The sequence below is a fragment of the Chitinophaga sp. SVR4-12A genome, from assembly GCF_056754765.1.
In genome coordinates this window covers 2,487,626-2,511,613 of sequence record NZ_JBPGWP010000001.1, presented here as the reverse complement: position 1 = coordinate 2,511,613, position 23,988 = coordinate 2,487,626, and the positions used below count along the sequence as shown (strand labels likewise).

The window sequence follows — 23,988 nt, the reverse complement described above, 5'->3', positions numbered from 1 at the left end:
GCAATATTCAAACTCGTTAAACTGTTAAACTCGTAAACAATTTATTATGCATACCACATTGACATAATCACCTTTGCCAGCTTAGAAAAAAGAACCGGTATTGCTGCGAACAATACCGGCTCTGTAAGATTGCCCCCCAGCGGCTAACTAGCGGGGCAAGACGTCTGTTAAAACTGATTGCTTTAATCAAACATTTCCAAAGTTATGAAAAAAAGGAGACCCACTAACTTGTTATTCTACCGGGTTATGAGACTAGGGCTACTTCCACTGATACTGATAAACTGCCTGACAGGAATTATCTACGCAAAGCCTACCAGCGGCCAGGAGGTGCTGGATAGGAAAATTAATTTGATTGCAGACCAGAAACCGGTAAAATCCGTACTGGGCGAGATCAGCAAGCTGGCAGACATCAGGTTTGTATACAGCGTGCAGAAGATCCCTGCCAATAAAAAGGTATCGCTCACCGCACACGACCAACGCCTGGGCGCCGTGCTGGATCAGCTGCTGCAACCGCTGGACATTAACTACCACGTGTCTGGCGACCAGATCGTGCTTACCCAGAAAGCAGACAACCAGGGTAACCTGCTGCCCCTGCATATAGACGCTGATAAGATGATCCCCGAAGCGGCTGTGGTGAAGGTGATCACCGGGAAGGTCACCGATGAAAGCGGCGCTCCCCTGGGCGGCGTATCCATCCAGATAAAAAATACCAACAGGGGCACTGCCACCGATGCTAACGGCAGCTTCTCCATCAGCGCTGATCCCGGCGAAACGCTGGAGTTCACCATGATAGGATATAAAACGCATTCTATAAAAGTAGGGAGCGAAACATCACTGACCGTTCAGATGCAACCCGATGTGGCCCTGCTGGAACAGGTAGTGGTAGTGGGTTACGGTACACAGAAGAGAAGCACCCTCACCGGCGCTATTGCCTCTGTGAATTCCAAGACCATCGCAGAACTGCCGGTGGCCAGCGTAGAACAGGCCCTGCAAGGAAGGGTGTCTGGTTTGACCGTTACCAACAACGGCTCTCCCGGTACATCTGCCCTGGTAAGGATCAGGGGTATCAGCTCCATCAGCTTTGCATCCGATCCGCTGTATGTGATAGATGGTTTTCCTACCGGTAACCTTTCTAATTTCGATACCCGCGATATAGAAGCGGTAGAAGTACTGAAAGATGCGAGTGCAGCTGCCATCTACGGTTCCCGCGCCACCAACGGTGTGATCATCATCTCTACCAAAAAAGGAAAAAGGGACAACCATCTCAAAGTGTTCCTCGATTCTTATATAGGTACACAACGGCCCTGGAAAAAAATAGACCTGCTCAACACAGAGCAGTACCTGAAATATGAAAGGGCCCTCAACGGCGCTGCAAATATTGCCCTGCCGCCCCGCCTCGAATCGGCTAACTTCAACCAGCCCATTTACCAGGGCGCCAGTCAAACCTTTGCGCAAACCAATACTGACTGGCAGGATGCCTATTTCAAAAGCGGTATGATCACCCAGCATAATCTTGGGGTAAGCGGTGGCAACGAAAAGTCCAGGTTCTATTCTTCTGCCGGCTACTTTAAACAAGACGGTATTGCAGAAGGAGTGAACTACGAAAGAGGTAACTTCCGTATCAATTCTGATCATAACATCAGCAAGCTGTTCACCTTTGGCCAGAACCTGTACTTCTCCTATTCCAACCAGCGTTACGATAATACTTCCGGTAACCGTACCCGCCTGGTAAACGTAGTGCGCAGCATGCCTTACCTGCCGGTGTATGATCCTACCACAATAGGCGGCTTCCGTGGTGCGGAGAACAGCTTTGACGGTGCGGATCCCACCAACCCGATCGAAGATGCCATACTGCTGGGCAATGCGCATAACAAAACATTCAAGCTGTTTGGTACCGCCTACCTGGAAGTAAACCTCACTTCCTGGTTGAAATTCCGCTCTACTTTCGGCGTGGATTATGCAAACCTTTACCAGCATCAGTTCCAGCCCAAGTATGACGATAAGGGACGGAACTCCGCCGTAGCCAAGATCACAGATCTGCGCAACAACGCTACTACCAAATTGTATACACAACAACTTACTTTCGATAAAACATTTGGTCAGCACCATCTCAACGCAGTGGCTGTTTTCGAAACACAGGGGCAGAAATATTACCAGGAGAACGCCTCCGGCACCCAGAATTCTAACGACATAGAAACATTCGACGGCGCCGGTAACGTGAGCTTCAAGTCTATTAAAGCCGAGAATTTCCTGGTATCCTACATCGGCCGCCTGAGCTATGAATTTGGAGAAAAATACCTGTTAAGCGCTGCTATCCGTCGTGATGGATTGTCCATATGGGCGCCGGGTAAAAAGTATGCTTCTTTCCCCTCTGCTTCTGTAGGCTGGAAGATAGACCGTGAACCTTTCATGAAAGGTATCCCTGCTATCTCCGAACTGAAGCTCAGGGCAGGATATGGTGAAACCGGCCTTGATGCGGTGAACGCCTTCTATAACGTTACTACCGGCGGCGTTTATTACCCCTGGCAGGTAGCCGTTTATGCTGGCGGCGCTACCTATCCCTTCTCTAATAACAACACTACCGGCAACGGATCTTATTATAACACCCTCGCCAACCCGAACCTGGAATGGGAAAAGACCAAGCAGATAAACATCGGTCTGGACCTGGGTTTGCTGGATAACAAGGTTACATTGTCCGCAGAATATTTCAGGAGAAAAACTGATAACCTGATCCTGAATGTACCCACTCCCGGATCATTCGGATTTAATGGCGTAGGCTCTTATCAGAATGCCGCATCTATGGAGAATAAAGGGGTTGAACTGCAGGCAGGCTACAATAAAACAAAAGGCGATTTTACGTGGAATGCCAGTGGTAACATCACTTTCATCCGCAATAAGGTGCTGAAGATGAATACGCCCAATGCTACCATTGACCAGGGTGGTGACCAGGACTTTGGCGGTGGCGCGGCTATTACCCGTACGGCCGCCGGTCATCCTATCCAATCTTACTATGGATACGTCGTGGAGGGCATCTTCCAGACAGACGAAGAGGTGCAGAAAAGCCCGGTACAAAATCCTGGCACTGATCCCGCAAAAAGCACCGCAAAAGGCGATCTGAAATTCAAAGACATTAACGGCGATGGTAAGATCACGGATGCAGACCGCACCTACCTGGGCAGTTATATCCCCGACTTTACCTACGCCCTGAACCTCGGCGCCAACTATAAGAACTTTGACCTCTCCGTGTTCTTCCAGGGAGTACAGGGCAACAAGATCTTTAACGCCGCCAGGGTGATCACAGAAGGCATGGCCCGCCTGTTTAATTCAGGTACCGCTGTATTGGATGCATGGACGCCCACCAATACCAATACCGACGTTCCCCGTGCTGTGAGCGGCGATCCTAACCAGAACGTACGCCCTTCTACCCGCTGGATAGAAAACGGTTCTTACCTGCGCCTGAAGAACATCATACTGGGATACAACATTCCCGGCACCAGGCTGAAATCCCTCACAAGAGGCACTATCAGCAGCTTTAGGGTGTATGTGTCATCTCAGAACCTGGTAACATTTACCGGCTATAAAGGCTGGGACCCCGAGATCGGGTCAAAGAACACTACGCTGACCAACGGTATCGACTATGGGCAGTATCCTGCTGCAAGGTCTTTCCAGGTTGGTCTCCAGGTTGGTTTTTAATGTTACATGAAATTTTAAAAGTATCAGTATGAAATATTCAAATCTATATAAAGCGTTGGCTGGCGTTGCTATGGTAGCAGGAACGGTGTTCATCGCCTGTAATAAACAGCTGGAAAAAACAGATCCCAGCCACCCTACGCTGGAAACATACTTTAAGAACAGCTCGGAACTGCTGGGCGGTACCAATGCCATTTACTCGATCTTCCACTCCGCCGCCCTGGTGGGCAGGGAATGGTTCTTCCTGCATGATCTCAGAAGCGACGATGTGAACAGCGGCGGCGGCCAGTTGGAAGTGCCCAGGGCGCAGATGCTCAACGGCGCCACTACTGCCGATAATGCTGTTATGAATAACGTTTGGAACGGTCTCTATACAGTGATCCACCGCGCCAATACCGTCATCGATAACGGCCCGAATGTAACAGACAACACCGAGCTGCGCGACCGCTGCGTAGGCGAGGCCAAATTCTTCCGCGGATGGGCCTATTTTGAACTGGTATCTTTGTGGGGCGCTGTACCAGTGTACACCACACAGGTCACTGCGCCAGATAAGTTCCAGCCCAGGAAAGCGGAAGCAGAAGTATATACCCAGGTCATCACCGACCTTACAGAAGCTATCACCTCCCTGCCGGCTACCACAGATGACCAGGGGCGTGCTACCAAAGGCGCTGCCCAGGCTATGCTGGCCCGCGTACAGATGCAGAAAGGCGACTATGCCGCTGCGAAAACTGCGCTGCAGGCCGTGATCAGCTCAGGACTTTATAGCCTGATGCCTAACTACAGCTCCAACTTTGATGAGGAGCATGAGTTCAACGCAGAATCAATCTTCGAAGCGGTATTCTTTGATCGTGGAGATAATAACTTTAACTGGGGATATACCGGCGATGATCAGCCGAACGCGCAACCGCAAAGCACGGTGCGCAACCAGGAGTATTCTCCTATCGCATGGCGTAACCTCATTCCCTCCAACCGCTTCCTGAATGAGTTTGAATTTCAAAACGGTACTACCATACCGAAAACAGATCCGCGCTATGCGTTTTCTGTATATCAAACAGGCGATAAGTATTTCAATAATACCTTGACGCTGACGGATGCCGCTCAGAATGGTAATGCTTCCGTTGTGAACGGTGTTACTAAAAAGGTGAGCTGGCGCAAGTTTATGCTGATCTATAAAGACAACAATACCTTCCATCCCGGTGGCATCAACCAGCGCATCATCCGCTATGCAGACGTGCTGCTGATGATGGCTGAATGCGAAGCTGAACTGGGTAGCGCGCCCGCTGTGGTGACAGGCTACCTCAACCAGATACGCGACAGGGCAGATGTAGCAATGCCGCATTATCCTACCGCCAAATATCCCTGCAACAGTAAAGCAGAACTGATCAAGGCCATCATGCATGAAAGAACAGTAGAATTAGGAGATGAAGAAGTGCGCAACCGTGATATCCTCCGCTGGAGAAAGAAGGGATACTTCACCACAGATCCGCTGCCTTATTTCAGGGCCAACCGCGATGAACTGTTACCTATCCCGCAAGCTGAAATAGATAATAATCCCGAACTGGGCGCCGGCGGTATCAACAAGCAGAATCCGGGTTATTGATAAACATGAACATTCGTATATTATTCTTCTTCGCTGTGCTGGCTGCCGCTTGTAAGCAGTCAGCACAGCATGCTTTATTTACAACCCTGCCTGCATCACAATCCGGCATCCGCTTTAGCAACGATATCAGGGAAGATGATACCTCCGCTTCCTTTATCAACGAATTCGGCTACATGGGCGGTGGAGTAGGGATAGGCGATTTTAACAACGACGGACTGAAAGATATTTTCTTTGCCGGTAACCAGGTAAGCTGCCGCCTTTATCTGAACAAGGGGAATCATCAGTTCGATGATATAACAGAAAAGGCAGGCCTTACTACCCACGAGGTATGGGCCACCGGTGTAAGCATCGCAGATGTGAACAACGATGGTTACGATGATATCTTCGTCTGCACCTTCGGTAAAGACCTGCAGCAACGCGCCCACACGCTGCTGTTCATCAACCAGCATGATCTTACTTTTAAAGAATCTGCCAGCGAATATGGATTGGCAGATACCAGTTATTCTACCCAGGCCGCATTCTTTGATTATGATAAAGATGGCGACCTGGATATATACCTGCTCAATTACATGCTCAATGGTCCTAATGCCAACACCATTTTCCCAAAAGATCTCAGTGGGCATTCTCCTGCCAATGATAAGCTGTACCGTAACGAAGGCACACCTCCCGGCGCTGCTCATCCGGTATTCAAAGATGTAACGCTGGATGCAGGTATCAAAGAAGACGGCTATGGTCTCGGCCTGGTGATCAGCGATCTCAATAATGATGGCTGGCCAGACATCTATGTGGCTAATGATTTTCTTTCCAACGACGAGCTCTGGTTGAACAACCACGACGGTACTTTCAGTAATAGTATTGCCCGGTCTACCCGGCACCAGGGCTATTCCAGCATGGGCGCCGATGTAGCCGACATTAATAACGACGGCCTTCCAGACATTGCTACCCTCGACATGATGCCCGAGCACAACGAGCGTAAAAAGCTGATGTACTCCTTCATGAACTACGACCGCTACGAAGCGGAACGCAACATGGGCTACGAGCCTTCCTTCATGCGCAACATGCTCCAGCTAAATAATGGCGTTTATCCCAACAGCCAGGTGCCTTTCTTCAGCGAGATCGGACAGCTGGCAGGCATTTCCGAAACAGACTGGAGCTGGAGCGTGCTCATGGCGGATTTTGATAACGACGGCTGGAAAGACATGCACATCACCAACGGCATTGGCCGCGATTTTATCAATGCCGACTTCCTGGATTTTACCAACAACCTGGGCAACATCCGCGATAAACAGGAACAACGCAAACACATCCGCGAGAAGCTCATTTCCCTCGATCATATCAAGCTCAGTAACTACCTGTACCTGAATAACCACGACTATACTTTTACAGACGCCTCGGCTAAGGCAGGTATCAACGAGCCTTCTATGTCCAACGGTGCTGCCTGGGCCGACCTGGATAATGATGGCGATGCTGACCTGGTGATTAATAATATCAATGATCCTGCTTTTGTCTTCATTAACAATGCCCGTCATCATTACCTCGGCATTGATCTGAAAGGCACGAACACTAACCTGCACGGCTTTGGCGCCAAAGTGTGCGTGTATCATAACGGCGCCGCCTATATGCAGGAGCAAAGCCCGGTACGCGGCTATTGCTCTTCGGTAGATCAGCGTTTGCTGTTCGGCCTGGGAGATGATCAGCAGGCAGATTCTGTATCGGTAGTATGGCCGGATAACAGCCGGGAGACGCTGCGCAACATTAAAGCGGATACCGTGCTGACCCTCTACGCCAAAAACGCGGTACAGCAGGGGCCTGTTCTCCTTCATCCCCCGCTTACCATGCTGGATGATGTTACAGACGGTTTACAGGCCATTTACAGGCATGTAGACAACCCTATTAATGATTTTAATACCCAGCGCCTGCTGCCGCAGAAATACTCCCAGCAGGGGCCTTATATTGCAACAGGTGATCTGAATGGGGACGGGCGTACTGACTTTTTTGTTGGCGGCGCATTTAACTTTTCCGGGCAGGTATTCCTGCAACAACCTAACGGTACCTTTACAGGGCACCCGCTTTCTGACAGCACTAAACGCCAGGAAGACACTGACTGTATCCTGCTGGATGCAGACGGTGACAAAGACCTTGATCTGCTCATTACCAGCGGCGATACCCGTTACCCGGAAGGTTCTCCTTACTATCGTCCACGCCTCTATCTCAACGATGGCAAAGGCCATTTCACATTGCAGCCTGCGGCCATTCCTCCCGGTATCAGCACCATTGCCGGCTGTGTTACCGCAGGTGATTATGACGGAGACGGCGATCCCGATCTGTTCATAGGAGGGCGGGTGTCTTCTACTTATCCATTGGCGCCCAACAGCTATATCCTCCGCAACGATAAAGGCATATTTACAGATGTTACATCCACCGTATGCCCCACTTTGCAAAAAGCCGGAATGATCACCTCCGCCATCTGGACCGATCTCGATAATGATCATCAGGCAGACCTGGTGATCGCCGGCGACTGGATGCCGGTACGCTTTTTCAGAAATGATCATGGTCGTCTGAAAGAACTCAGCACCGGCCTTTCCCAGGTAAACGGCATGTGGCGCAGCCTTGCCGCCGTCGATATTGATCATGACGGCGATACAGACCTCATAGCCGGTAACTATGGCCTTAACTGTGTATACCATGTAGACTCCACCCATCCCATGCAGCTCTTTGCGGCAGACCTGGATGGCAATGGCAGCATAGACCCGATCCCTTTTTACTATATCATGGGGAATGATGGCCAGCGGCACGCTTACCCGGCCATCAACCGCGGGCAGTTATCAGAACAGGTACCCGGCGTTAAAAAGAAATTTCTCTATCACCGCGATTATGCCCGCGCCACTTTTGATGATCTCTTCAAAGGAAAAACAGAAGGCCTGCTCAAATTCACTTGCGATGAAACGCGCAGCTGTTTCCTGGAGAACCTGGGCAATGGCCGGTTCAGAAAACATCCCTTACCCAATGAAGCTCAATTCGGCCCCGTAAATGCCATTACCTGCGCCGATATTGACAACGATGGGTATACAGACCTGCTGCTGGCTGGCAATGAATACCAGGCAGACGTGATGACCGGGCGTTACGACGCCCTCTATGGCTGTTTGCTGAAAGGCAGTAAAGGAAAAACATTCAAAGCAGTGCCCCCTGCAGAAAGCGGGTTTATATTGAACGGGGATGTTAAAGACCTGGCGATGATTGCCTCCCCTGCGGGCCAGAGAATAGTGCTGGCGGCGGTTAACAACGACTCTCTCAGAGCTTTCCGGATAAAAAAAAGTTGACAGTTGTCAGTTGTCAGTTGTCAGTGATTGCCTCGGATATTAATTCGCTTTATTCACTGACAACTGACAACTGTCAACTCTTTACTTTTTATTTATCGCCAGTATCACCCTGGAATACCTCGCATAGCTGATCTCCACTTCATTACCTACCCGGTAGCCATCCAGGGCGCCGCGGGTCCAGTAAAACAGGCGTTTCCGTTTTGTATCCGGGATCTGTACCATGAAATTCGTCTGGGTGTTGTTATTCTCATGATATACGGCTTCCAGCGGGGCGTTGATCTGTCCCTTTTGCAGCTTGATCAGGTCTTTGCGGATGGTAAAGTAACGTACTTCCGTTACCTTGATCAGGGCAAATATTAGTGCTACAACAAAGGACAAAAGCCAGATCCAGAACCATCCGTTCTTGTAAGAGAACATAGACTGCTCTGTTTCTTCTGCCGTATTATTTCTGAGGAAGAGCTGTGGTATTACTACTGCTAATACCATTAGGAAAAGGCCAATAAATAGGAACTTGATGACTTGTTTTTTATTCTTTTTGAGGGCATCCTGCAATAGAAAATGCTCCTCTGTAGTCATAAAAGAGAAATCTTGCATAAGAAAGTAAGGGTTTTCTTATAGCTAATATATATATAAATAAGTAATTATTTTGTTTTAATATATAATATTTTATTTTTTTCAGTATATTGGCCGCTTACTCAAACAGGCCGTTTGTTCCCGGTGTCTTAATGTCCTTTCCCTTGATCAGCATAGCTTTTTCTACAGAAGAGTGGAACATTTCCAGGAACTGCTTACGGCGGTCGTCCGTACGATAGCGCTCGAAATCATTCATGGAATGGAAGGACAGTACATGGATCTCGTCTGGCACCTCTGTTTCGTCGGCCTTTTTATCCGTTTTCAGGCGTAATTCCAGCATACCATTGAAGGAAGGAAGCAGCGGAAGCACTTTTCTTTCATATTCTTGGAAGGTCTCGTATTGGCCAGGTTTTATGTATACCAGTAGGGTAAAGTATATTTTTTCGATACTCATGACATGGATTAGGCGATCAATTATCCTTTTATAAATATACCCAAAATAAATGTGCCATCACGGAGCTCCCGTGATGGCACATTGTTATAAAGATGTTAATGACTAAAGGTTGTTTAAGCTTCTGCTTCTGCATAAGCGCTCACAGGCTCGCAGGTACAGATCAGGTTCCTGTCGCCATGCGTATTGTTTACACGGCTTACAGAAGGCCAGAATTTGTTCAGCTTCACATACTCCAGCGGATAAGCGGCCTGCTGGCGGCTATACGCAAAAGGCCATTTATCGGCAGTGATCACAAACTGTGTATGCGGTGCATTTTTCAGCACGTTCTGCTGCTTGTCTGCCTTGCCTTCTTCTACTGCCCTGATCTCTTCGCGGATGGCAAGCAGGGCGTCGCAGAAGCGGTCCAGTTCAGCCTTGTCTTCACTTTCCGTAGGCTCTATCATGATGGTGCCCGGTACCGGGAAGCTCATGGTAGGGGCATGAAAACCGTAGTCCATCAGGCGTTTAGCCACGTCTTCGGCCTCAATGCCTGCGCTGGTCTTGAAGGGGCGCAGGTCTACAATGAACTCGTGCGCACAGGTGCCATTCACACCAGTGTACAGTATGTCATAAGCTTTTTCCAGTCTTGCCTTCATGTAGTTGGCATTCAGGATCGCATATTCAGAAGCTTGCTTAACGCCATTGGCGCCCAGCAAACGGATATAGGCGTACGAGATCAGCAGGATGCTGGCAGAACCGTACGGCGCGGCAGAAACAGCCTGTGTTTTCTCTTGTCCGTTCAGGGATACGTGCCCGGGCAGGAAAGGAGCCAGGTGTTTGGCTACGCAGATGGGGCCCATTCCGGGACCACCGCCACCGTGCGGAATTGCAAAGGTCTTATGCAGGTTCAGGTGGCACACATCCGCGCCGATCAGGCCCGGGGCTGTTAAGCCTACCTGTGCGTTCATGTTGGCGCCGTCCATATATACCTGTCCGCCGTGTTCGTGTATGATGCTGCAGATCTCTTTCACACTCTCCTCATACACACCGTAAGTGGAAGGATAGGTGATCATGATACCTGCCAGGTCTTTTGCATGGGCAGCTGCTTTGGCTTTCAGATCGGCTACATCGATGTAACCGTTCTCCAGCGCTTTCACTACTACTACCTTAAAGCCGGCCATCACTGCAGAAGCAGGGTTGGTACCGTGGGCGGAGATAGGGATCAGCATTACATTGCGGTGACCTTCGCCACGGCTTTCGTGATAAGCTTTGATCACCAGCAGACCAGCGTATTCGCCTTGTGCGCCACTGTTAGGCTGCAGGCTGCAGGCGTCAAACCCGGTGATCTGGCTGAGGTACTCGCTCAGCTCATCGGTGATCTGTTTGTAGCCGCCAGTCTGTGAGGCAGGAGCAAAGGGGTGCATCTTGCTCCAGTGCGCCCAGCTCAAAGGGATCATTCTCGGTAGCTGCGTTCAGTTTCATGGTGCAGGAGCCGAGGGAGATCATAGACGTATTCAGCGAGAGATCTTTATTCTCCAGCATTTTGATGTAACGCATCATCTCTGTTTCGCTGTGGTGAGTGTTGAACACCGGGTGCAGCAGGTAAGGAGAAGTACGTTCCAGCGCAGCGGGGATCTTGCCTTTCAGCTCAAGGCTGGCAGACAGCTGGCCTGCGTCAAAGATCTGCAGTATATCGTTCACATCCTGGATGGTAGTGGTTTCGTCCAGTGAGATACCAATACGGTCATCACCGAAGTAGCGGAAGTTGATAGCGGCTGCTTCAGCTTTGCTTCTCACAGCAGCCACGTTAGTTGAGCTTACTACCAGGGTATCAAAGAACTGCTCCGCTTTCAGCGTTAAGCCTTTAGCTTTCAGCTTTTCTGCCAGTGCAGTGCTCAGCAGGTGGATCCTGGTAGCGATCTGCTGCAGGCCTTTAGGTCCGTGGAACACTGCGTACATCGCCGCCATATTGGCCAGCAATGCCTGTGCGGTACAGATATTGGAAGTAGCTTTTTCGCGTTTAATGTGCTGCTCGCGGGTTTGCAGGGCCATACGCAGTGCGCGGTTGCCTTGTGCGTCGATGCTTACACCAATGATACGGCCTGGGATAGCGCGTTTAAAATCATCTTTTACAGCAAAGAAAGCAGCGTGCGGACCGCCAAAGCCCAATGGAACACCAAAACGTTGAGCAGAGCCCAGTGCAGCGTCGGCGCCCAGCTCACCCGGAGGGGTCAGCAGGGTCAGGGCCAGCAGGTCGGTAGCCATGGCTACATAAGCGCCGGTGGCATGTACCTTTTCAATGAAAGCACGGTAATCTTCTACAGCGCCCAGGTCATTGGGGTATTGCAGCAATGCGCCAAAGTAGGAGGCGTCCAGCTGCGCGGTATGGTAATCGCCGCATACTACCTCGATGTTCAGCGGGGTAGCACGGGTAAAGATCACGTCTTTGGTTTGCGGGAACACGTTATTGTCTACAAAGAACTTAGGACGGGCAATGTGCTCGTGATCGCGGTTCAGTGCATTAAAGAACATGGTCATGGCTTCCGCTGCCGCCGTAGCTTCATCCAGCAGGGAAGCGTTGGCGATAGGCAGACCGGTAAGATCGGATACCATGGTCTGGAAGTTCAGCAGGCTCTCCAGGCGTCCTTGCGAGATCTCAGCCTGGTAGGGCGTATATTGGGTATACCATCCCGGATTCTCGAAAATGTTACGTAAAATAACGCTGGGCGTAATGGTATCGTAGTAACCTTGCCCAATGCAATTGCGGAATACCTTATTCTTCAGGGATACCTCCTTCAGGTGGCGCAGGTAATCACTCTCGCTCATGGCAGCCGGTATGGCCAGCGGGCGCTGCATACGGATGCTGCCCGGTACGGTCTTGCTCACTAACGCGTCCAGGGAAGGTTCGCCGACAGTATCCAGCATCTGGTTGGTTTCAGATTCGTTCGGACCGATATGCCGGGAGACGAACTCATTTTGTTGAATATCAAAAAGATTCATGATATGAAGCAGGTAATAATTGAAATGAATGTGCAAAACTATATTGTTTTTGAGCAACCGCCAAACCGGCCCGGAGAGTGTGGAAACTGTGGTGATAAATGGGCCTGTAGCAGAAGGTTAATTGTCACAGATTTGTCCATAGTCGATAGTCCATAGTCCATAGCATATCAGGCCGGACAACTTGCCCGCTAAAGAAAACGCTATGGTCCATGGACTATGGACCATGGACTTTTCCTCGTACCTTTGCGCCAATGGACCATCCGTTATTACAGAACTGGGAGCTGAAGGCCAAGGAAAAGCAGAAGGCCAATAAACAATTCCTGCAAAAACTACAGACCAAAAGGGGGAAAGGAGTGGAGAAGCTCCTGCCGGAGCTGCATGAAGAGGCTTTTAGCCATATTGATTGCCTGCAATGCGCCGGTTGCTGTAAAACCATCAGCCCCCGCTTTAAAACCCCTGATATCAAACGCATTTCCAAACACCTGGGCATGAAGGAGTCTGTGTTTATCGAAACCTATCTCAGACTGGATGAGGATGGTGATTACGTGGTGAAAAGAACGCCCTGTCCCTTCCTGGGAGCGGATAATTACTGCAGCATTTACGATGTAAGGCCCGGCGATTGTGAGAACTATCCTTATACAGACAGCTACGACTTTTTCAAGCGGCCTAATACCACCTACCTGAACAGTACGATTTGTCCGGCTGTTTATTACGTGCTGGAAAGATTAAAAGATATCATGAAATAGCTATGCCCGCAGATCCAGCTTTCTCATGGCCGGAGAGATGATATAAGTAGTGATCACCACACCCAGCGTTACGCATCCGCCAAATACTACCGACGGCACCAATCCCATCAGGCGGGCGGCAAACCCGCTTTCAAATGCGCCCAGCTCATTGGAAGAGCCCACGAACATTGAGCTCACAGATGCCACTCTGCCCCGCATGTCATCCGGCGTTTTCAGCTGCAGGATGGTTTGCCGGGTGATCACGCTGATACCGTCCAGCATACCGCTGATCAGCAGTGCAGCAAAGGACAGATAAAAGCTTTTCGAAAGGCCGAATACGATAATACACAATCCGAAACCGAATACCGCTGCCAGCAGCTTGATACCGGGCTTTGTCACCAATGGTTTATAAGCCAGTATGAACATTGTGGTCAGCGAACCTACCGCCACTGCTGCACGTAAGAAACCGAACTCTAGTGATCCCACATGCAGCACGTCCGTAGCAAAGGCTGGCAGCATAGCCGTAGCCCCGCCAAACAATACCGCAAACATATCCAGGGCCATGGCATTCAGCACCACTTTGGTCTGCCATACAAAGCGCATGCCCTTGGTAAGCCCTGCAATAAAGCCTTCTCCCTGTGATTTATAATGGATAGGTTTAGGTGTGATCTGTAGCAGGCTGTATAGCGGCGCCAGGAAAATGGCCACCACGATCAACATCGACCAGTGCACGCCAAACAGGTGTATGAAAAGCCCGCCCAGTGCTGGTCCGGCCATCGCCCCGATCTGCCAGGCGCTGCTGCTCCAGGTAGAGGCATTGGCATACAGCTGCCGCGGTACCAGCAGGGCCATCATGGTAAAGTTAGACGGACTGGTAAAGGCTCTTACAATGCCTCCGAGGAACACCAGCGCATAAATAAGATTCAGTACCAGGGCCGTAGGCAGGCCTTGTACAGCGCGGTCCCAGGTAAGGAAGAACAAACCGGTGCCTAATACAATATAGGAGGAAACACAAGCCAGCAGCATACCTCGCTTTTCCCGTTTATCTACCATATGGCCTGCAAAGGGCGCCAGCAGCACGGCCGGGATCACCTCTGCCAATCCTATCAGGCCTAGGGAAAAGGGATCACGCGACAACTCGTATACTTTCCATTCTATAATGGTAAACTGCATGGTGAGCGCAAAGATGGTCGCAAAACGGATAATGAGATAGTAGTTGAATTCCGGAATGCGCAGCGAAGCGTAAGGGTCATTCTTAGTGGTAGCCGACGAGTCCAATCTGATGAGTTTTGATTAGCGGTACAAAAATAATAAAGTTGGCAGTTGTTAGTTGTCAGTTGTCAGTAATTTAATCACTATCGCTGCGGTCACTGACAACTGACAACTAACAACTGACAACTAAAACATTGTGTTAGACGGTATCTAACATCTGCATAAGATGATTATTTTTATAGTCAATCATTTGATGACCTTATGAATGCATTTCGTTTATTGATAGCCGTTCCTGTACTGGCCGTTGTCCTGATGTGCCAGTCAGCCACGTGTATAAAGGAACCACCAGCCCGTAAAGCCCGTTTGCAACTGATCACCAACGATATACTTTCCCCCGTAGCACTGGCAGTGCCCGGAGACGGCAGCAACCGCCAGTTTATCTGCCAGAAAGAAGGAAAAGTATGGATCATTCAAAATGGAAAACTGGTAGGCCAGCCTTTCCTGGATGTAAGCGGAGAAATGGTAAAGATCAACCCCGCCTACGACGAGCGCGGCCTGCTGGGCATTGCCTTTCATCCTCAATTCAAAAAGAATAGGAAATTCTATGTATACTACAGCGTGCCTTCCGATGCAAAAGGCAGCAATCATAAAAGCCGCATCTCCGAATTCACCGTTTCTGCCTCCAATCCCAACCTGGCAGATCCTGCCTCCAAAAGGGTGGTGATGGAGATAGAGCAGCCGCAGTCTAATCACAATGGTGGCGACATCGTATTCGGGCCCGATGGCTACCTCTATGTAGCCCTGGGCGATGGCGGTGGCGCCGGCGATAAGCATGGCGCCATCGGCAACGGACAAGACCTCAACACCCTGCTGGGTAAGATCATCCGTATAGATGTCAATGGCAATCCATACGCGGTGCCTAAAGACAATCCCTTTGTTGGCCGCAACGGCGTACGTGCCGAAATATGGGCCTATGGCCTGCGCAACCCCTGGCGCATTTCTTTTGACAAGGCTACCAAACAGCTGTTTGCCGGAGATGTAGGCCAGAACAAATACGAAGAAGTAGACATCATCGTAAAAGGTGGTAACTACGGCTGGCGTATCATGGAAGGCTACCACGAATTCAACGTGCCCGACGGCGCCGATAAAAGCAAGCTGATAGCCCCCATCGACGAATATGATCACGACCTGGGAATCAGTATAACAGGCGGTTATGTATACCATGGAAAAGCTCTCCCTTCACTGAAAGGTTTGTATGTATTCGGCGACTACAACGGCAAAACCTGGGTGCTGCAGCAACAAGGCAAGCGCTGGGAACGCGCAGACCTCGAGCTGGAAGGCCGTCCCACAGAAGCATTGCAGATCCTGAGCTGGGGCGAAGACGAGGCGGGAGAACTGTATATGCTTACCAGTTCATCCACCAGCCAGGGATTTAAAGGCGGCGTGTATAAATTGGTAGGGTTTTAGCAGTAGCAATAGCGTAATATTTTGTTAAACAAGGGTGAACCTGGAATTACAGGTGCCATTTTTGATTTAAATTTGATAAAGCTCAATTGGATCTATATGAGAAGAATGAAAGTGATTATACCGGTTTTACTGATAGTAATTTCCGGAGGGGTACTGGCTTTCAGTAAGTTAGGCAGGGCCGAAGATCCTCCGGGACGTTATGAGATTATCATGAACCTGGTAGGACAAATACTGAAAGAAGGACATTATCAGCCTAAAGCGATTGACGACGCTTTCTCCAGGGAAGTGTTCACCAAGTACCTGAAAGACCTCGACAGCGAGAAGAAATTTTTCCTCAAATCGGATATTAATAAGTTAGCAAGCCTCTCCACTCATATAGATGATGAGCTGCAGGGCGCTCCGCTGGATTGCTTCAATACCCTTAACAGCCTTATCAAGCAACGGGTGAATGAAGCATCACTTATTTACCCTCCCCTGCTGGCGCAGCCTTTCGATTTCAACCAGGATGAAAAGGTAGTGCTCGATCCTGAGAAGATCGATTTCCCTGCCGATGAAGCAGCACGTAAAGAAGCCTGGCGTAAAGTGCTGAAATATCGTACCCTGGAAAAGCTGGCCGAGCTGCAGGAAACCCGTGAAAAAGAAAAAGGCAAGCCCGGCTTTAAAGCCAAAACAGACGCTGAGCTGGAAGCCGACGCCAGGGCTAAAGTAAAACAGCTGTACGATCGTTATTTTGACCGCCTGAAAACCAAACAAGACGATAACGACCGTTTCAGCATGTATGTAAACGCCATCACTACCACCATGGACCCTCATACCGACTTTATGCCGCCTGCTGAGAAGAGATATTTCGAAGAGCAGATGGCGGGTAAATTCTTCGGTATTGGCGCACAGCTGAAAGAAGAAGACGGCAAGATCAAGGTGGCCAGCATCGTTACCGGTAGCCCCAGCTGGAAACAGGGCCTGCTGAAAGCAAACGATGCCATCCTGAAAGTAGGAGAAGGCAACAAAGAACCGGTTGACATTACCGGCTATGCCATTGAAGATGCCGTAAAGCTGATCAGGGGCGCTAAAGGCTCCACCGTTCGCCTTACCATCAAGAGCGTGGACGGCACCATGAAAGACATCGCCATAGTACGTGACGAGATCGTGCTGGAAGACACCTTTGCAAAATCTGCCATTATCAATGGCCAGCATAAAATAGGATATATCTATCTGCCGGAGTTCTATGCCGATTTCCAGGACAGGAACGGCGCCCGCTCTGCTGTAGACGTAGCCAAAGAGATCCAGAAACTGAAAGCAGAGAAAGTAGAAGGCATCATCCTCGACCTGCGCTTTAACGGCGGCGGTTCCCTGCAGGATGTTGTGCAGATGGCTGGCCTGTTCGTGCCCGATGGGCCCATTGTACAGGTTCGCTCCCGTGGCGGTGATAAAATAGTGCTGCCCGATCGTGATAAGAATGTACAGTATGACGGCCCCCTGGCTATCATGGTGAACGAATACAGCGCCTCTGCTTCCGAGATCATGGCAGCTGCCATGCAGGATTACAAACGCGCTGTGATCATTGGTAGCGCTTCTACCTTTGGTAAAGGCACCGTGCAGCGTATGTACAACCTCGACGACTTCCTGCCCAATAAACCGGAAGTGGGCGCCCTGGGTGCACTGAAGCTCACCGTACAGAAGTTCTACCGTGCAAACGGCGGCTCTACCCAGTTGAAAGGCGTAAGCTCAGACATCGTGCTGCCTGATCCTTACTATGAAGTAGGAGAGAAGAAAGACGACGATGCGCTGGCATGGGATGAGATCCCGAAAGCTAACTACAATGTATGGATCGATCCCGTGAACGTGGAAGCACTGAAGAAGAACAGCGCAAAAAGGGTGAGCAGCAGCGAAGCCTTCAAGATGATGACTGACAACATCACCACCATCAAGAACCTGGATAAACAGGAATCATACTCGCTGAACCTACAAACCTTCAAGGCAGAACAGAAATCAAACGCCGCTGCATTGAAGAAATATGATGCAGTGAACGATAAAGTAAAAGAACTGAACATTACCAACCTGAAAACCGATCTTGACAAAATGGGCGCAGATACTGTGAAGCTGGCGCGTAACAAGGATTGGCTGAAGTTCCGTTCTAAAGACGTTTACCTGGATGAGGCCGTGAATGTGATGAATGACCTGATCGTAATGTCTTATCCTAAAATGAAAGGCAAACAGGAAAACTAAAATAGTCGTTAGTCGTAAGTCGTTAGTCGTAAGTCGTTAGTCATTAGTTGTAGTATTAAATTCGCTTTGATCACTAACGACTAATGACTAACGACTTACGACTTTTTATTCTGCAAGCATGTTGATAAGATTCTGCAGCTCCTCAAACTTATACCGCTCTTTATCTTCCTGGTAGCATTTTGACAGCTCTTCCAGTAAGAAGCGGATGATCTGTTTATTAGACTGCGGCTTGTAATAAGCCGGTACAGATGGAACAGATACCCTTTTCAGGTAAGTTTCTACATCCTGGTGGGAGTAGATCTGTCCCTGCATGGGATCTATAAAGAAGAGGATGCGGTAATCGTCTGGTTTGGGCGGTTCCGCAAAATCATAGAAAGAATCGAAATAGGCCAGGATGAACTGGCGGGGAATGTTCACAGCATACACCGGGAGGTCCAGCATGGCGCAGAGGCTCTGGTAGATGATGCCATTGGTGATGGGATTGCCTCTTTTGGCCTCTATCACCTGGTTAATGAAAAACTGGTTCTTACGTATGTAAGCCACTTCTTCCCCTTTCAGGCCGAAGTAGTTATAGATCATGCTGTTCAGCACATTGATCTGTTCCAGCGGCGTCAGGTAATTGTTCAGCTCCAGCCAGATATTACGCTTGATCCGTTCGATTTCTGTCATCACCGGGTTGGGCTGCATATCCGGGAACTGGTAGCGGGCCACCAGTATGGAGCCCTGCAGCAGGTCGGGGTTGTCTGACCGGATCCACTGTTGCATGGCTACCTGCAGGTCCTGGTAATGCACGCGGTGTATCAGCTGTTCTATCCTTTCCTGGATGGATTCATCCACTGTATTTTCCCACAGGTTCTCCAGGTTGGGAATGATCTCCTTTCCATATAACAAGATCTTGTTGGCTACCGTATCAAATACCTCCTGATCCGGATCGTCCAGCAAATGGAATAAAGCATTAATTTCTTTTGTTTCATTCATACGCTACAATGTGCTAATGTGTCCCGTCTCTCAAAAGGGAATTACTTTATTATTCCGTTTTTTTCTTCCTGGCCGGCGCCTTTTTCTTGGGCGGATTGGCCTTGACATCTTCAATAATAGCTTTGGCCTCTTCCACAGTAATGTCGGCAGCGTTATCTATCTTTTCCTTGGGAATCTTATAGTTCTTCAGTCCCTGTTTAATGTACGGGCCATACGGGCCTTTTAATATCTGTATCTTCTCTTTCTCAAATACCTTAATAGTACGTTCATCTTTAGCAGCGCGTTTCTCAACGATCAGCGGCGCAATCTCATCCAGTTCTACTGTATAAGGGTCCATTTCCTTTTTAAGGGAATAGAATTTCTTGTCATGTTGTGCATAGGGGCCAAAGCGGCCTATGTTCACGCTTACTTCTGTACCTTCAAACAGTCCCAGGTTCCTCGGCAGCCTGAACAGCTCCATGGCTTCCTGCATGCTGATAGTCTCAATGCTTTGTGTAGCCTTTAGTTTGGCAAAGCGTGGTTTCTCTTCATCTTCGGCTTTGCCTATCTGGATCATGGGGCCATAACGTCCCATGCGGGCTACCACCGGTTTACCGGTTTCCGGGTCATCACCCAGGAAGCGTTCGCCCTTCACTCTTTCCGCGTTCTCCAGTGTATTGGCTACATCTTTATGAAAAGGCTCATAGAAATCGTTCAGCATCTTGTTCCAAACTTTCTTTCCATGGGCTATTTCGTCAAACTCCTCTTCGATCTTGGCGGTAAAGCCATAGTCCATTACAGAGTCAAAGTACTGGTTCAGGAAATCGGTTACGATCATCCCAAGATCAGTCGGGAACAATTTGGATTTTTCCGCACCGGTATTCTCTGTGTCAGTGAGTTTATTGATCTTGTCGCTCTTCAGTACCAGTATGCGGAACTCCCTTTTTACTCCCTCTTTGTCCCTTTTCTCTACATAATTGCGTTTCTGGATAGTAGTAATGGTAGGTGCATAGGTAGACGGGCGGCCAATGCCCAGTTCTTCCAGTTTCTTTACCAGGCTGGCCTCCGTGTAGCGGGGCGCAGGACGGGTAAATCTTTCTGTGGCCTTCATCTCCTTCAGGTCCACCACCTGTTTTACCTGCAGCGGCGGCAGTACGCCTTCCTGGTCTTCTTCGTCAGCTATATCCTCGTCGTCGCGGCTCTCCATATATACTTTGAGGAAGCCGTCAAACTTCAGTACTTCACCACTGGCGGTCAGCTCTTCGTGATTGGTGGATATATCTATTTTGGCGATTGTCTTTTCCAGTTCTGCATCGGCCATCTGGCTGGCGATGGTACGCTTCCAGATCAGCTCATATAATTTTTTAGAATCACTGTCCTCTACTGAAGAATTCTCCATGTAAGTAGGGCGGATGGCTTCGTGTGCTTCCTGTGCCGATTCGTTCTTGTTCTTAAATTTACGATGCTGGTGGTATTTCTGACCGTAGTTTTTATCTATGGCTTGTTTAATATCTGTCAGCGCCGTATCGGAGAGGTTCACGGAGTCAGTACGCATGTACGTGATCTTTCCACTCTCATACAATTTTTGGGCCAGCAGCATGGTTTTTGAAACGCTGTAACCCAGCTTGCGGCTGGCTTCCTGCTGAAGAGTAGACGTGGTAAAGGGTGCGGCAGGCGATTTCTTGCCCGGCTTTACCTGTATATCCTTCACCGTATAGGCGGCGCCTATACACTGTGTCAGGAATTTTTCCGCGTCTTCCACACTTTTAAACCTGGAAGGCCCCTCCGCTTTGAAAGACATGCTCTTGCCCTGGGAGTCCTTGGCGGTAAAGAAGGCCTCTACCCTGAAGCTGCTCACGGTGGTGAATTGGTTGATCTCCCGTTCCCTTTCCACGATCAGCCTAACCGCTACAGATTGTACGCGGCCGGCAGACAAAGAGTTGCGCATGCTCATCTTGCGCCAGAGCACAGGCGACAGCTCAAAGCCTACGATACGGTCAAGGATACGCCTGGCCTGCTGTGCATTTACCAGGTTCATATCCAGCAGGCGGGGCTGTTGCACCGCCCGTTCTATAGCAGGTTTAGTGATCTCATGAAAAACGATGCGCTTGGTAGTATGTGGGTCCAGGCCCAATACTTCGCACAAATGCCAGGAAATGGCCTCCCCCTCACGGTCCTCATCCGTTGCCAGCCATACCTCATCGGTATCCTTCGCCAGCTTCTTTAACTCCTTCACAATCTTCTCTTTATCTTCCGGAACGGCATACTTTGGTTTGAAGTTATTTTGTATGTCGATACCCATATCGTCCTTCTCCAGGTCGCGTATGTGCCCAAAACAAGATTTTACCTCAAAATCCTTTCCTAATATTTTTTCAATGGTCTTAGCCTTGGCTGGGGACTCAACTATAACTAGATTTTTTGCCATGAATGCCTTCTTTAATGCGAGCTAAATATGCAAAATTTAATATAAAAAATCCGAATACGATTTTTGCAAGTATAGAAATTAAGGCTGAGAATAAAAAATAAGGCTTTGTTTTATTGCGTTATAGGTTACTTTAATGTTATAGGTAAACCACAGCACATTTATTTGCGTATATTCACATATTCAGCATTATAGAAAGGTAAAAAAGATTCAATATGGAGATTGTTATTGTAGGGGCAGGTAACGTAGCGCACTGTTTCGGCCACCTCTTAAAACTGCACGGGCACCAGATACTGCAGGTCATCAGCCGTAACAAGGCCCATGCCCAGGAGCTGGGCGAGCTCTTACAGGCCAAAGCCACAGACGATTTGCTGGATATAAATATGGAGGCAGACGTATACCTCCTGGCGGTCAGCGACGATGCCATCCCCGGCCTGAACGATCAGCTCCGGCTCGGCAAGCGTATCGTGGCTCATACGGCAGGGGCGGTTCCTTTGGACGCCATCAGCCGTATTTCCACCCATACGGGGGTATTATATCCGCTCCAGTCCATCCGGAAGGAGCTGAAGAACTATCCCCCCATTCCGATCATGCTGGAGGCCAGCAATGATGAGGTGCTGCGCCGCCTCCAGTCCCTGGCCCAGAGCATTGCCTCCCAGATAGCCGTTGTCAATTCCCACCAGCGTCTGCAGCTGCACCTGGCTGCTGTGCTGTGCAATAACTTCACCAACCACCTCTTTGCCAGCGCCAAACGCTATTGCGAACAGGAAGGCCTGGATTTTACCCTCCTGCAGCCTATTATTAAGGAGACCTTTGATCGATTGGAGAAGTTCCCGCCCGAGTCTGTACAAACGGGCCCTGCCTTCCGGGGAGATACCACTACCATGGCCCTGCACCGCTCCCTGTTGGAAAAGGAAAAATACTTGCAACGGATCTACCAGGTCATGTCAGACAGTATTCACCAGTTTCATCAGAACAAAGTTTGAGGTTTGAGGTTTGAGGTTTGAAGTTTGAAGTTTGAGGTTCGTTAGAAGTTAAAAGTACGCGACATGCCATCCAGTCATACAGGCAATCTGCTTCTAAGGCAGATTGCTGCTTTGAACCTCGAACCTCCAACGAACCTCAAACTTCAAACTTCAAACCTCAAACTTCAAACCTCAAACCGCCTTATTTTTTTATATTTTTGCGGTCTGTTAAATGAGCGGCATGTATAATATTATATTCAGGTTCGAGCAGAAGGGACTGGAAACGGTGATGATCACCGGCGCCCCGGAAGGGGATTCCATCCTGGAAGTGGCGCTGAAGCATGATATACAGCTGCACCATAACTGTGGGGGCGTATGTGCCTGCAGTACATGCCATATATATATTGAACAGGGAGATGGGTTACTGGAAGATCTTACAGATAGGGAAGAAGACTTTATAGACCGTGCGCGTAATCCCCGGCTTAACTCCCGCCTGGGCTGCCAGTGTATACTGCTGGATGGCAAGGGGCAGTTAGAAGTAACCATTCCCGACCAGTCCCTCATCTATGGGGAATAATTTCTGTAACCTGTAATTCCTGATCAAATGCATTTTGAGCCCCCCATTTACTGGAACGACTATGAAGACATAGCCATGAAGTTGTATGAGCGTTTCGGCAACGACTTCTCCGAAAGCAGGATCTACCGCATCCGGTTCACCGACCTGATAGAATGGGTGCTGCAGATCCCCAACTTTCTGGGCAAACGGGAAGAATGTAACGAAGGCCACTTGGAGATGATCCAGAGCAACTGGGTGTATGAATGGAGGGATAATCAGCAATAATCGTATGAACGTATTATCATTATTTAAACCTATTACCACCTTTGTCCTGGATGTAGACGGCGTACTGACCGACGGTACCGTACAGTTGCTGCCCGGCGGTGAGCTTTCCCGGAAAATGAGCGTAAAGGATGGGTACGCCCTGCAGCTCGCCGTTAAGAAAGGCTACCGGGTAGTGATCATCTCCGGTGGTAAGTCAGAAAGCGTTATCAGCCGTTTGCAGGGCCTCGGCATTAAAGACATCTACATTAATATTACTGATAAAGAGGAAAAGCTGCAGGACTACGTCATGGAAAATGAGCTGCGCTGGGATGAAGTGCTGTTCATGGGAGACGATATACCCGACTACCGCGCCATGCAAATGGTAGGCCTGCCGGTATGCCCTGCAGATGCAGTTCCCGAGATCAAAAGCATCAGCCGTTATATCTCGCCCGTTACCGGTGGTAATGGCTGTGTACGGGATATCCTGGAAAAGGTGCTTAAACTGAATGGTCACTGGGGTATCGATGAAACGATCGCCTCCCGCTGACCTGCAGGCTATCACTTAATTTTTTATTTCA

General features: G+C 49.4%; 17 protein-coding genes. 10 read left to right on the top strand and 7 right to left on the bottom strand.

All coding sequences use genetic code 11. The features are described 5' to 3' along the window. Window positions 1-246 precede the first annotated feature (246 nt). Genes ACR9Y8_RS10235 through ACR9Y8_RS10225 form a run of 3 tightly spaced genes read left to right on the top strand, consistent with a single transcriptional unit; the run spans window position 247 to window position 8,610 of the window. Entirely contained in the window at window positions 247-3,693 is a 3,447-nt protein-coding gene (locus ACR9Y8_RS10235) for a TonB-dependent receptor (protein WP_481213161.1), read from the top strand. 28 nt (window positions 3,694-3,721) lie between these two features. After that, window positions 3,722-5,290 carry a RagB/SusD family nutrient uptake outer membrane protein gene (locus tag ACR9Y8_RS10230; protein WP_481213160.1) on the top strand — a complete coding sequence of 523 codons (1,569 nt, stop codon included), beginning with the start codon at window positions 3,722-3,724 and terminating at the stop codon, window positions 5,288-5,290. A 5-nt stretch (window positions 5,291-5,295) separates the two neighbouring features. Next, window positions 5,296-8,610: a VCBS repeat-containing protein gene (locus ACR9Y8_RS10225; RefSeq protein WP_481213159.1), complete on the top strand. Its 3,315-nt coding sequence runs from the start codon at window positions 5,296-5,298 to the stop codon at window positions 8,608-8,610. A gap of 81 nt (window positions 8,611-8,691) precedes the next feature. Here the strand turns inward: ACR9Y8_RS10225 and ACR9Y8_RS10220 are convergent, their stop codons facing one another. From ACR9Y8_RS10220 to ACR9Y8_RS10205, 4 genes are all read right to left on the bottom strand, one after another. Further along, window positions 8,692-9,204, bottom strand: a complete 513-nt coding sequence (locus ACR9Y8_RS10220; protein ID WP_481213158.1) for a hypothetical protein — start codon at window positions 9,202-9,204, stop codon at window positions 8,692-8,694. Between the two features lie 97 nt (window positions 9,205-9,301). Next, window positions 9,302-9,637 (bottom strand): hypothetical protein, encoded by a 336-nt coding sequence (locus tag ACR9Y8_RS10215; RefSeq protein ID WP_481213157.1) that lies wholly within the window; start codon window positions 9,635-9,637, stop codon window positions 9,302-9,304. 113 nt (window positions 9,638-9,750) lie between these two features. After that, window positions 9,751-11,073: an aminomethyl-transferring glycine dehydrogenase gene (locus ACR9Y8_RS10210; protein WP_481213156.1), complete on the bottom strand. Its 1,323-nt coding sequence runs from the start codon at window positions 11,071-11,073 to the stop codon at window positions 9,751-9,753. Further along, window positions 10,985-12,652 (bottom strand): aminomethyl-transferring glycine dehydrogenase, encoded by a 1,668-nt coding sequence (locus ACR9Y8_RS10205; protein WP_481213155.1) that lies wholly within the window; start codon window positions 12,650-12,652, stop codon window positions 10,985-10,987. The genes ACR9Y8_RS10210 and ACR9Y8_RS10205 overlap by 89 nt, the downstream gene beginning before the upstream one ends. A gap of 215 nt (window positions 12,653-12,867) precedes the next feature. Between ACR9Y8_RS10205 and ACR9Y8_RS10200 the strand changes: the two genes are divergently transcribed. Further along, window positions 12,868-13,362, top strand: coding sequence for a YkgJ family cysteine cluster protein (locus ACR9Y8_RS10200; RefSeq protein ID WP_481213154.1), 495 nt, complete (start codon window positions 12,868-12,870; stop codon window positions 13,360-13,362). On the opposite strand, the gene ACR9Y8_RS10195 is transcribed toward ACR9Y8_RS10200, so the two are convergent. Beyond that, window positions 13,363-14,619, bottom strand: coding sequence for an MFS transporter (locus ACR9Y8_RS10195; RefSeq protein WP_481213153.1), 1,257 nt, complete (start codon window positions 14,617-14,619; stop codon window positions 13,363-13,365). 195 nt (window positions 14,620-14,814) lie between these two features. On the opposite strand from ACR9Y8_RS10195, the gene ACR9Y8_RS10190 reads away from it, so the two are divergent. After that, complete coding sequence (locus ACR9Y8_RS10190; protein ID WP_481213152.1) at window positions 14,815-16,020, top strand: PQQ-dependent sugar dehydrogenase; 1,206 nt, start codon at window positions 14,815-14,817, stop codon at window positions 16,018-16,020. A 96-nt stretch (window positions 16,021-16,116) separates the two neighbouring features. Continuing rightward, window positions 16,117-18,246 carry a carboxy terminal-processing peptidase gene (locus ACR9Y8_RS10185; protein WP_481213151.1) on the top strand — a complete coding sequence of 710 codons (2,130 nt, stop codon included), beginning with the start codon at window positions 16,117-16,119 and terminating at the stop codon, window positions 18,244-18,246. Between the two features lie 105 nt (window positions 18,247-18,351). Here ACR9Y8_RS10185 and ACR9Y8_RS10180 read toward each other — a convergent pair whose 3' ends face one another. Beyond that, window positions 18,352-19,224: a transglutaminase-like domain-containing protein gene (locus ACR9Y8_RS10180; protein ID WP_481213150.1), complete on the bottom strand. Its 873-nt coding sequence runs from the start codon at window positions 19,222-19,224 to the stop codon at window positions 18,352-18,354. A gap of 49 nt (window positions 19,225-19,273) precedes the next feature. After that, window positions 19,274-21,628, bottom strand: coding sequence for a type I DNA topoisomerase (topA, locus tag ACR9Y8_RS10175; RefSeq protein WP_481213149.1), 2,355 nt, complete (start codon window positions 21,626-21,628; stop codon window positions 19,274-19,276). Window positions 21,629-21,840: 212 nt separating this feature from the next. On the opposite strand from topA, the gene ACR9Y8_RS10170 reads away from it, so the two are divergent. The 4 genes from ACR9Y8_RS10170 to ACR9Y8_RS10155 all read left to right on the top strand — a co-directional run bounded on the left by ACR9Y8_RS10170 (window position 21,841) and on the right by ACR9Y8_RS10155 (window position 23,957). After that, window positions 21,841-22,611 (top strand): Rossmann-like and DUF2520 domain-containing protein, encoded by a 771-nt coding sequence (locus ACR9Y8_RS10170; RefSeq protein ID WP_481213148.1) that lies wholly within the window; start codon window positions 21,841-21,843, stop codon window positions 22,609-22,611. A 220-nt stretch (window positions 22,612-22,831) separates the two neighbouring features. Further along, the gene (locus tag ACR9Y8_RS10165; protein WP_481213147.1) at window positions 22,832-23,167 is read left to right on the top strand and encodes a 2Fe-2S iron-sulfur cluster-binding protein; all 336 of its coding nucleotides are present in this window, start codon (window positions 22,832-22,834) and stop codon (window positions 23,165-23,167) included. Between the two features lie 27 nt (window positions 23,168-23,194). After that, complete coding sequence (gene iscX / locus ACR9Y8_RS10160) at window positions 23,195-23,431, top strand: Fe-S cluster assembly protein IscX (protein ID WP_481213146.1); 237 nt, start codon at window positions 23,195-23,197, stop codon at window positions 23,429-23,431. Window positions 23,432-23,435: 4 nt separating this feature from the next. Continuing rightward, entirely contained in the window at window positions 23,436-23,957 is a 522-nt protein-coding gene (locus tag ACR9Y8_RS10155; protein ID WP_481213145.1) for a KdsC family phosphatase, read from the top strand. The last annotated feature ends 31 nt before the right edge of the window (window positions 23,958-23,988 follow it).

Coding starts and splice junctions, on each gene's coding strand:
- ACR9Y8_RS10165 (WP_481213147.1), top strand. CDS start 22,832: ATGTATAATATTATATTCAGGTTCGAGCAGAAGGGACTGGAAACGGTG.
- iscX (WP_481213146.1), top strand. CDS start 23,195: ATGCATTTTGAGCCCCCCATTTACTGGAACGACTATGAAGACATAGCC.
- ACR9Y8_RS10215 (WP_481213157.1), bottom strand. CDS start 9,637: ATGAGTATCGAAAAAATATACTTTACCCTACTGGTATACATAAAACCT.
- ACR9Y8_RS10225 (WP_481213159.1), top strand. CDS start 5,296: ATGAACATTCGTATATTATTCTTCTTCGCTGTGCTGGCTGCCGCTTGT.
- ACR9Y8_RS10155 (WP_481213145.1), top strand. CDS start 23,436: ATGAACGTATTATCATTATTTAAACCTATTACCACCTTTGTCCTGGAT.
- ACR9Y8_RS10190 (WP_481213152.1), top strand. CDS start 14,815: ATGAATGCATTTCGTTTATTGATAGCCGTTCCTGTACTGGCCGTTGTC.
- topA (WP_481213149.1), bottom strand. CDS start 21,628: ATGGCAAAAAATCTAGTTATAGTTGAGTCCCCAGCCAAGGCTAAGACC.
- ACR9Y8_RS10210 (WP_481213156.1), bottom strand. CDS start 11,073: ATGATCCCTTTGAGCTGGGCGCACTGGAGCAAGATGCACCCCTTTGCT.
- ACR9Y8_RS10185 (WP_481213151.1), top strand. CDS start 16,117: ATGAGAAGAATGAAAGTGATTATACCGGTTTTACTGATAGTAATTTCC.
- ACR9Y8_RS10235 (WP_481213161.1), top strand. CDS start 247: ATGAGACTAGGGCTACTTCCACTGATACTGATAAACTGCCTGACAGGA.
- ACR9Y8_RS10200 (WP_481213154.1), top strand. CDS start 12,868: ATGGACCATCCGTTATTACAGAACTGGGAGCTGAAGGCCAAGGAAAAG.
- ACR9Y8_RS10170 (WP_481213148.1), top strand. CDS start 21,841: ATGGAGATTGTTATTGTAGGGGCAGGTAACGTAGCGCACTGTTTCGGC.
- ACR9Y8_RS10220 (WP_481213158.1), bottom strand. CDS start 9,204: ATGCAAGATTTCTCTTTTATGACTACAGAGGAGCATTTTCTATTGCAG.
- ACR9Y8_RS10180 (WP_481213150.1), bottom strand. CDS start 19,224: ATGAATGAAACAAAAGAAATTAATGCTTTATTCCATTTGCTGGACGAT.
- ACR9Y8_RS10230 (WP_481213160.1), top strand. CDS start 3,722: ATGAAATATTCAAATCTATATAAAGCGTTGGCTGGCGTTGCTATGGTA.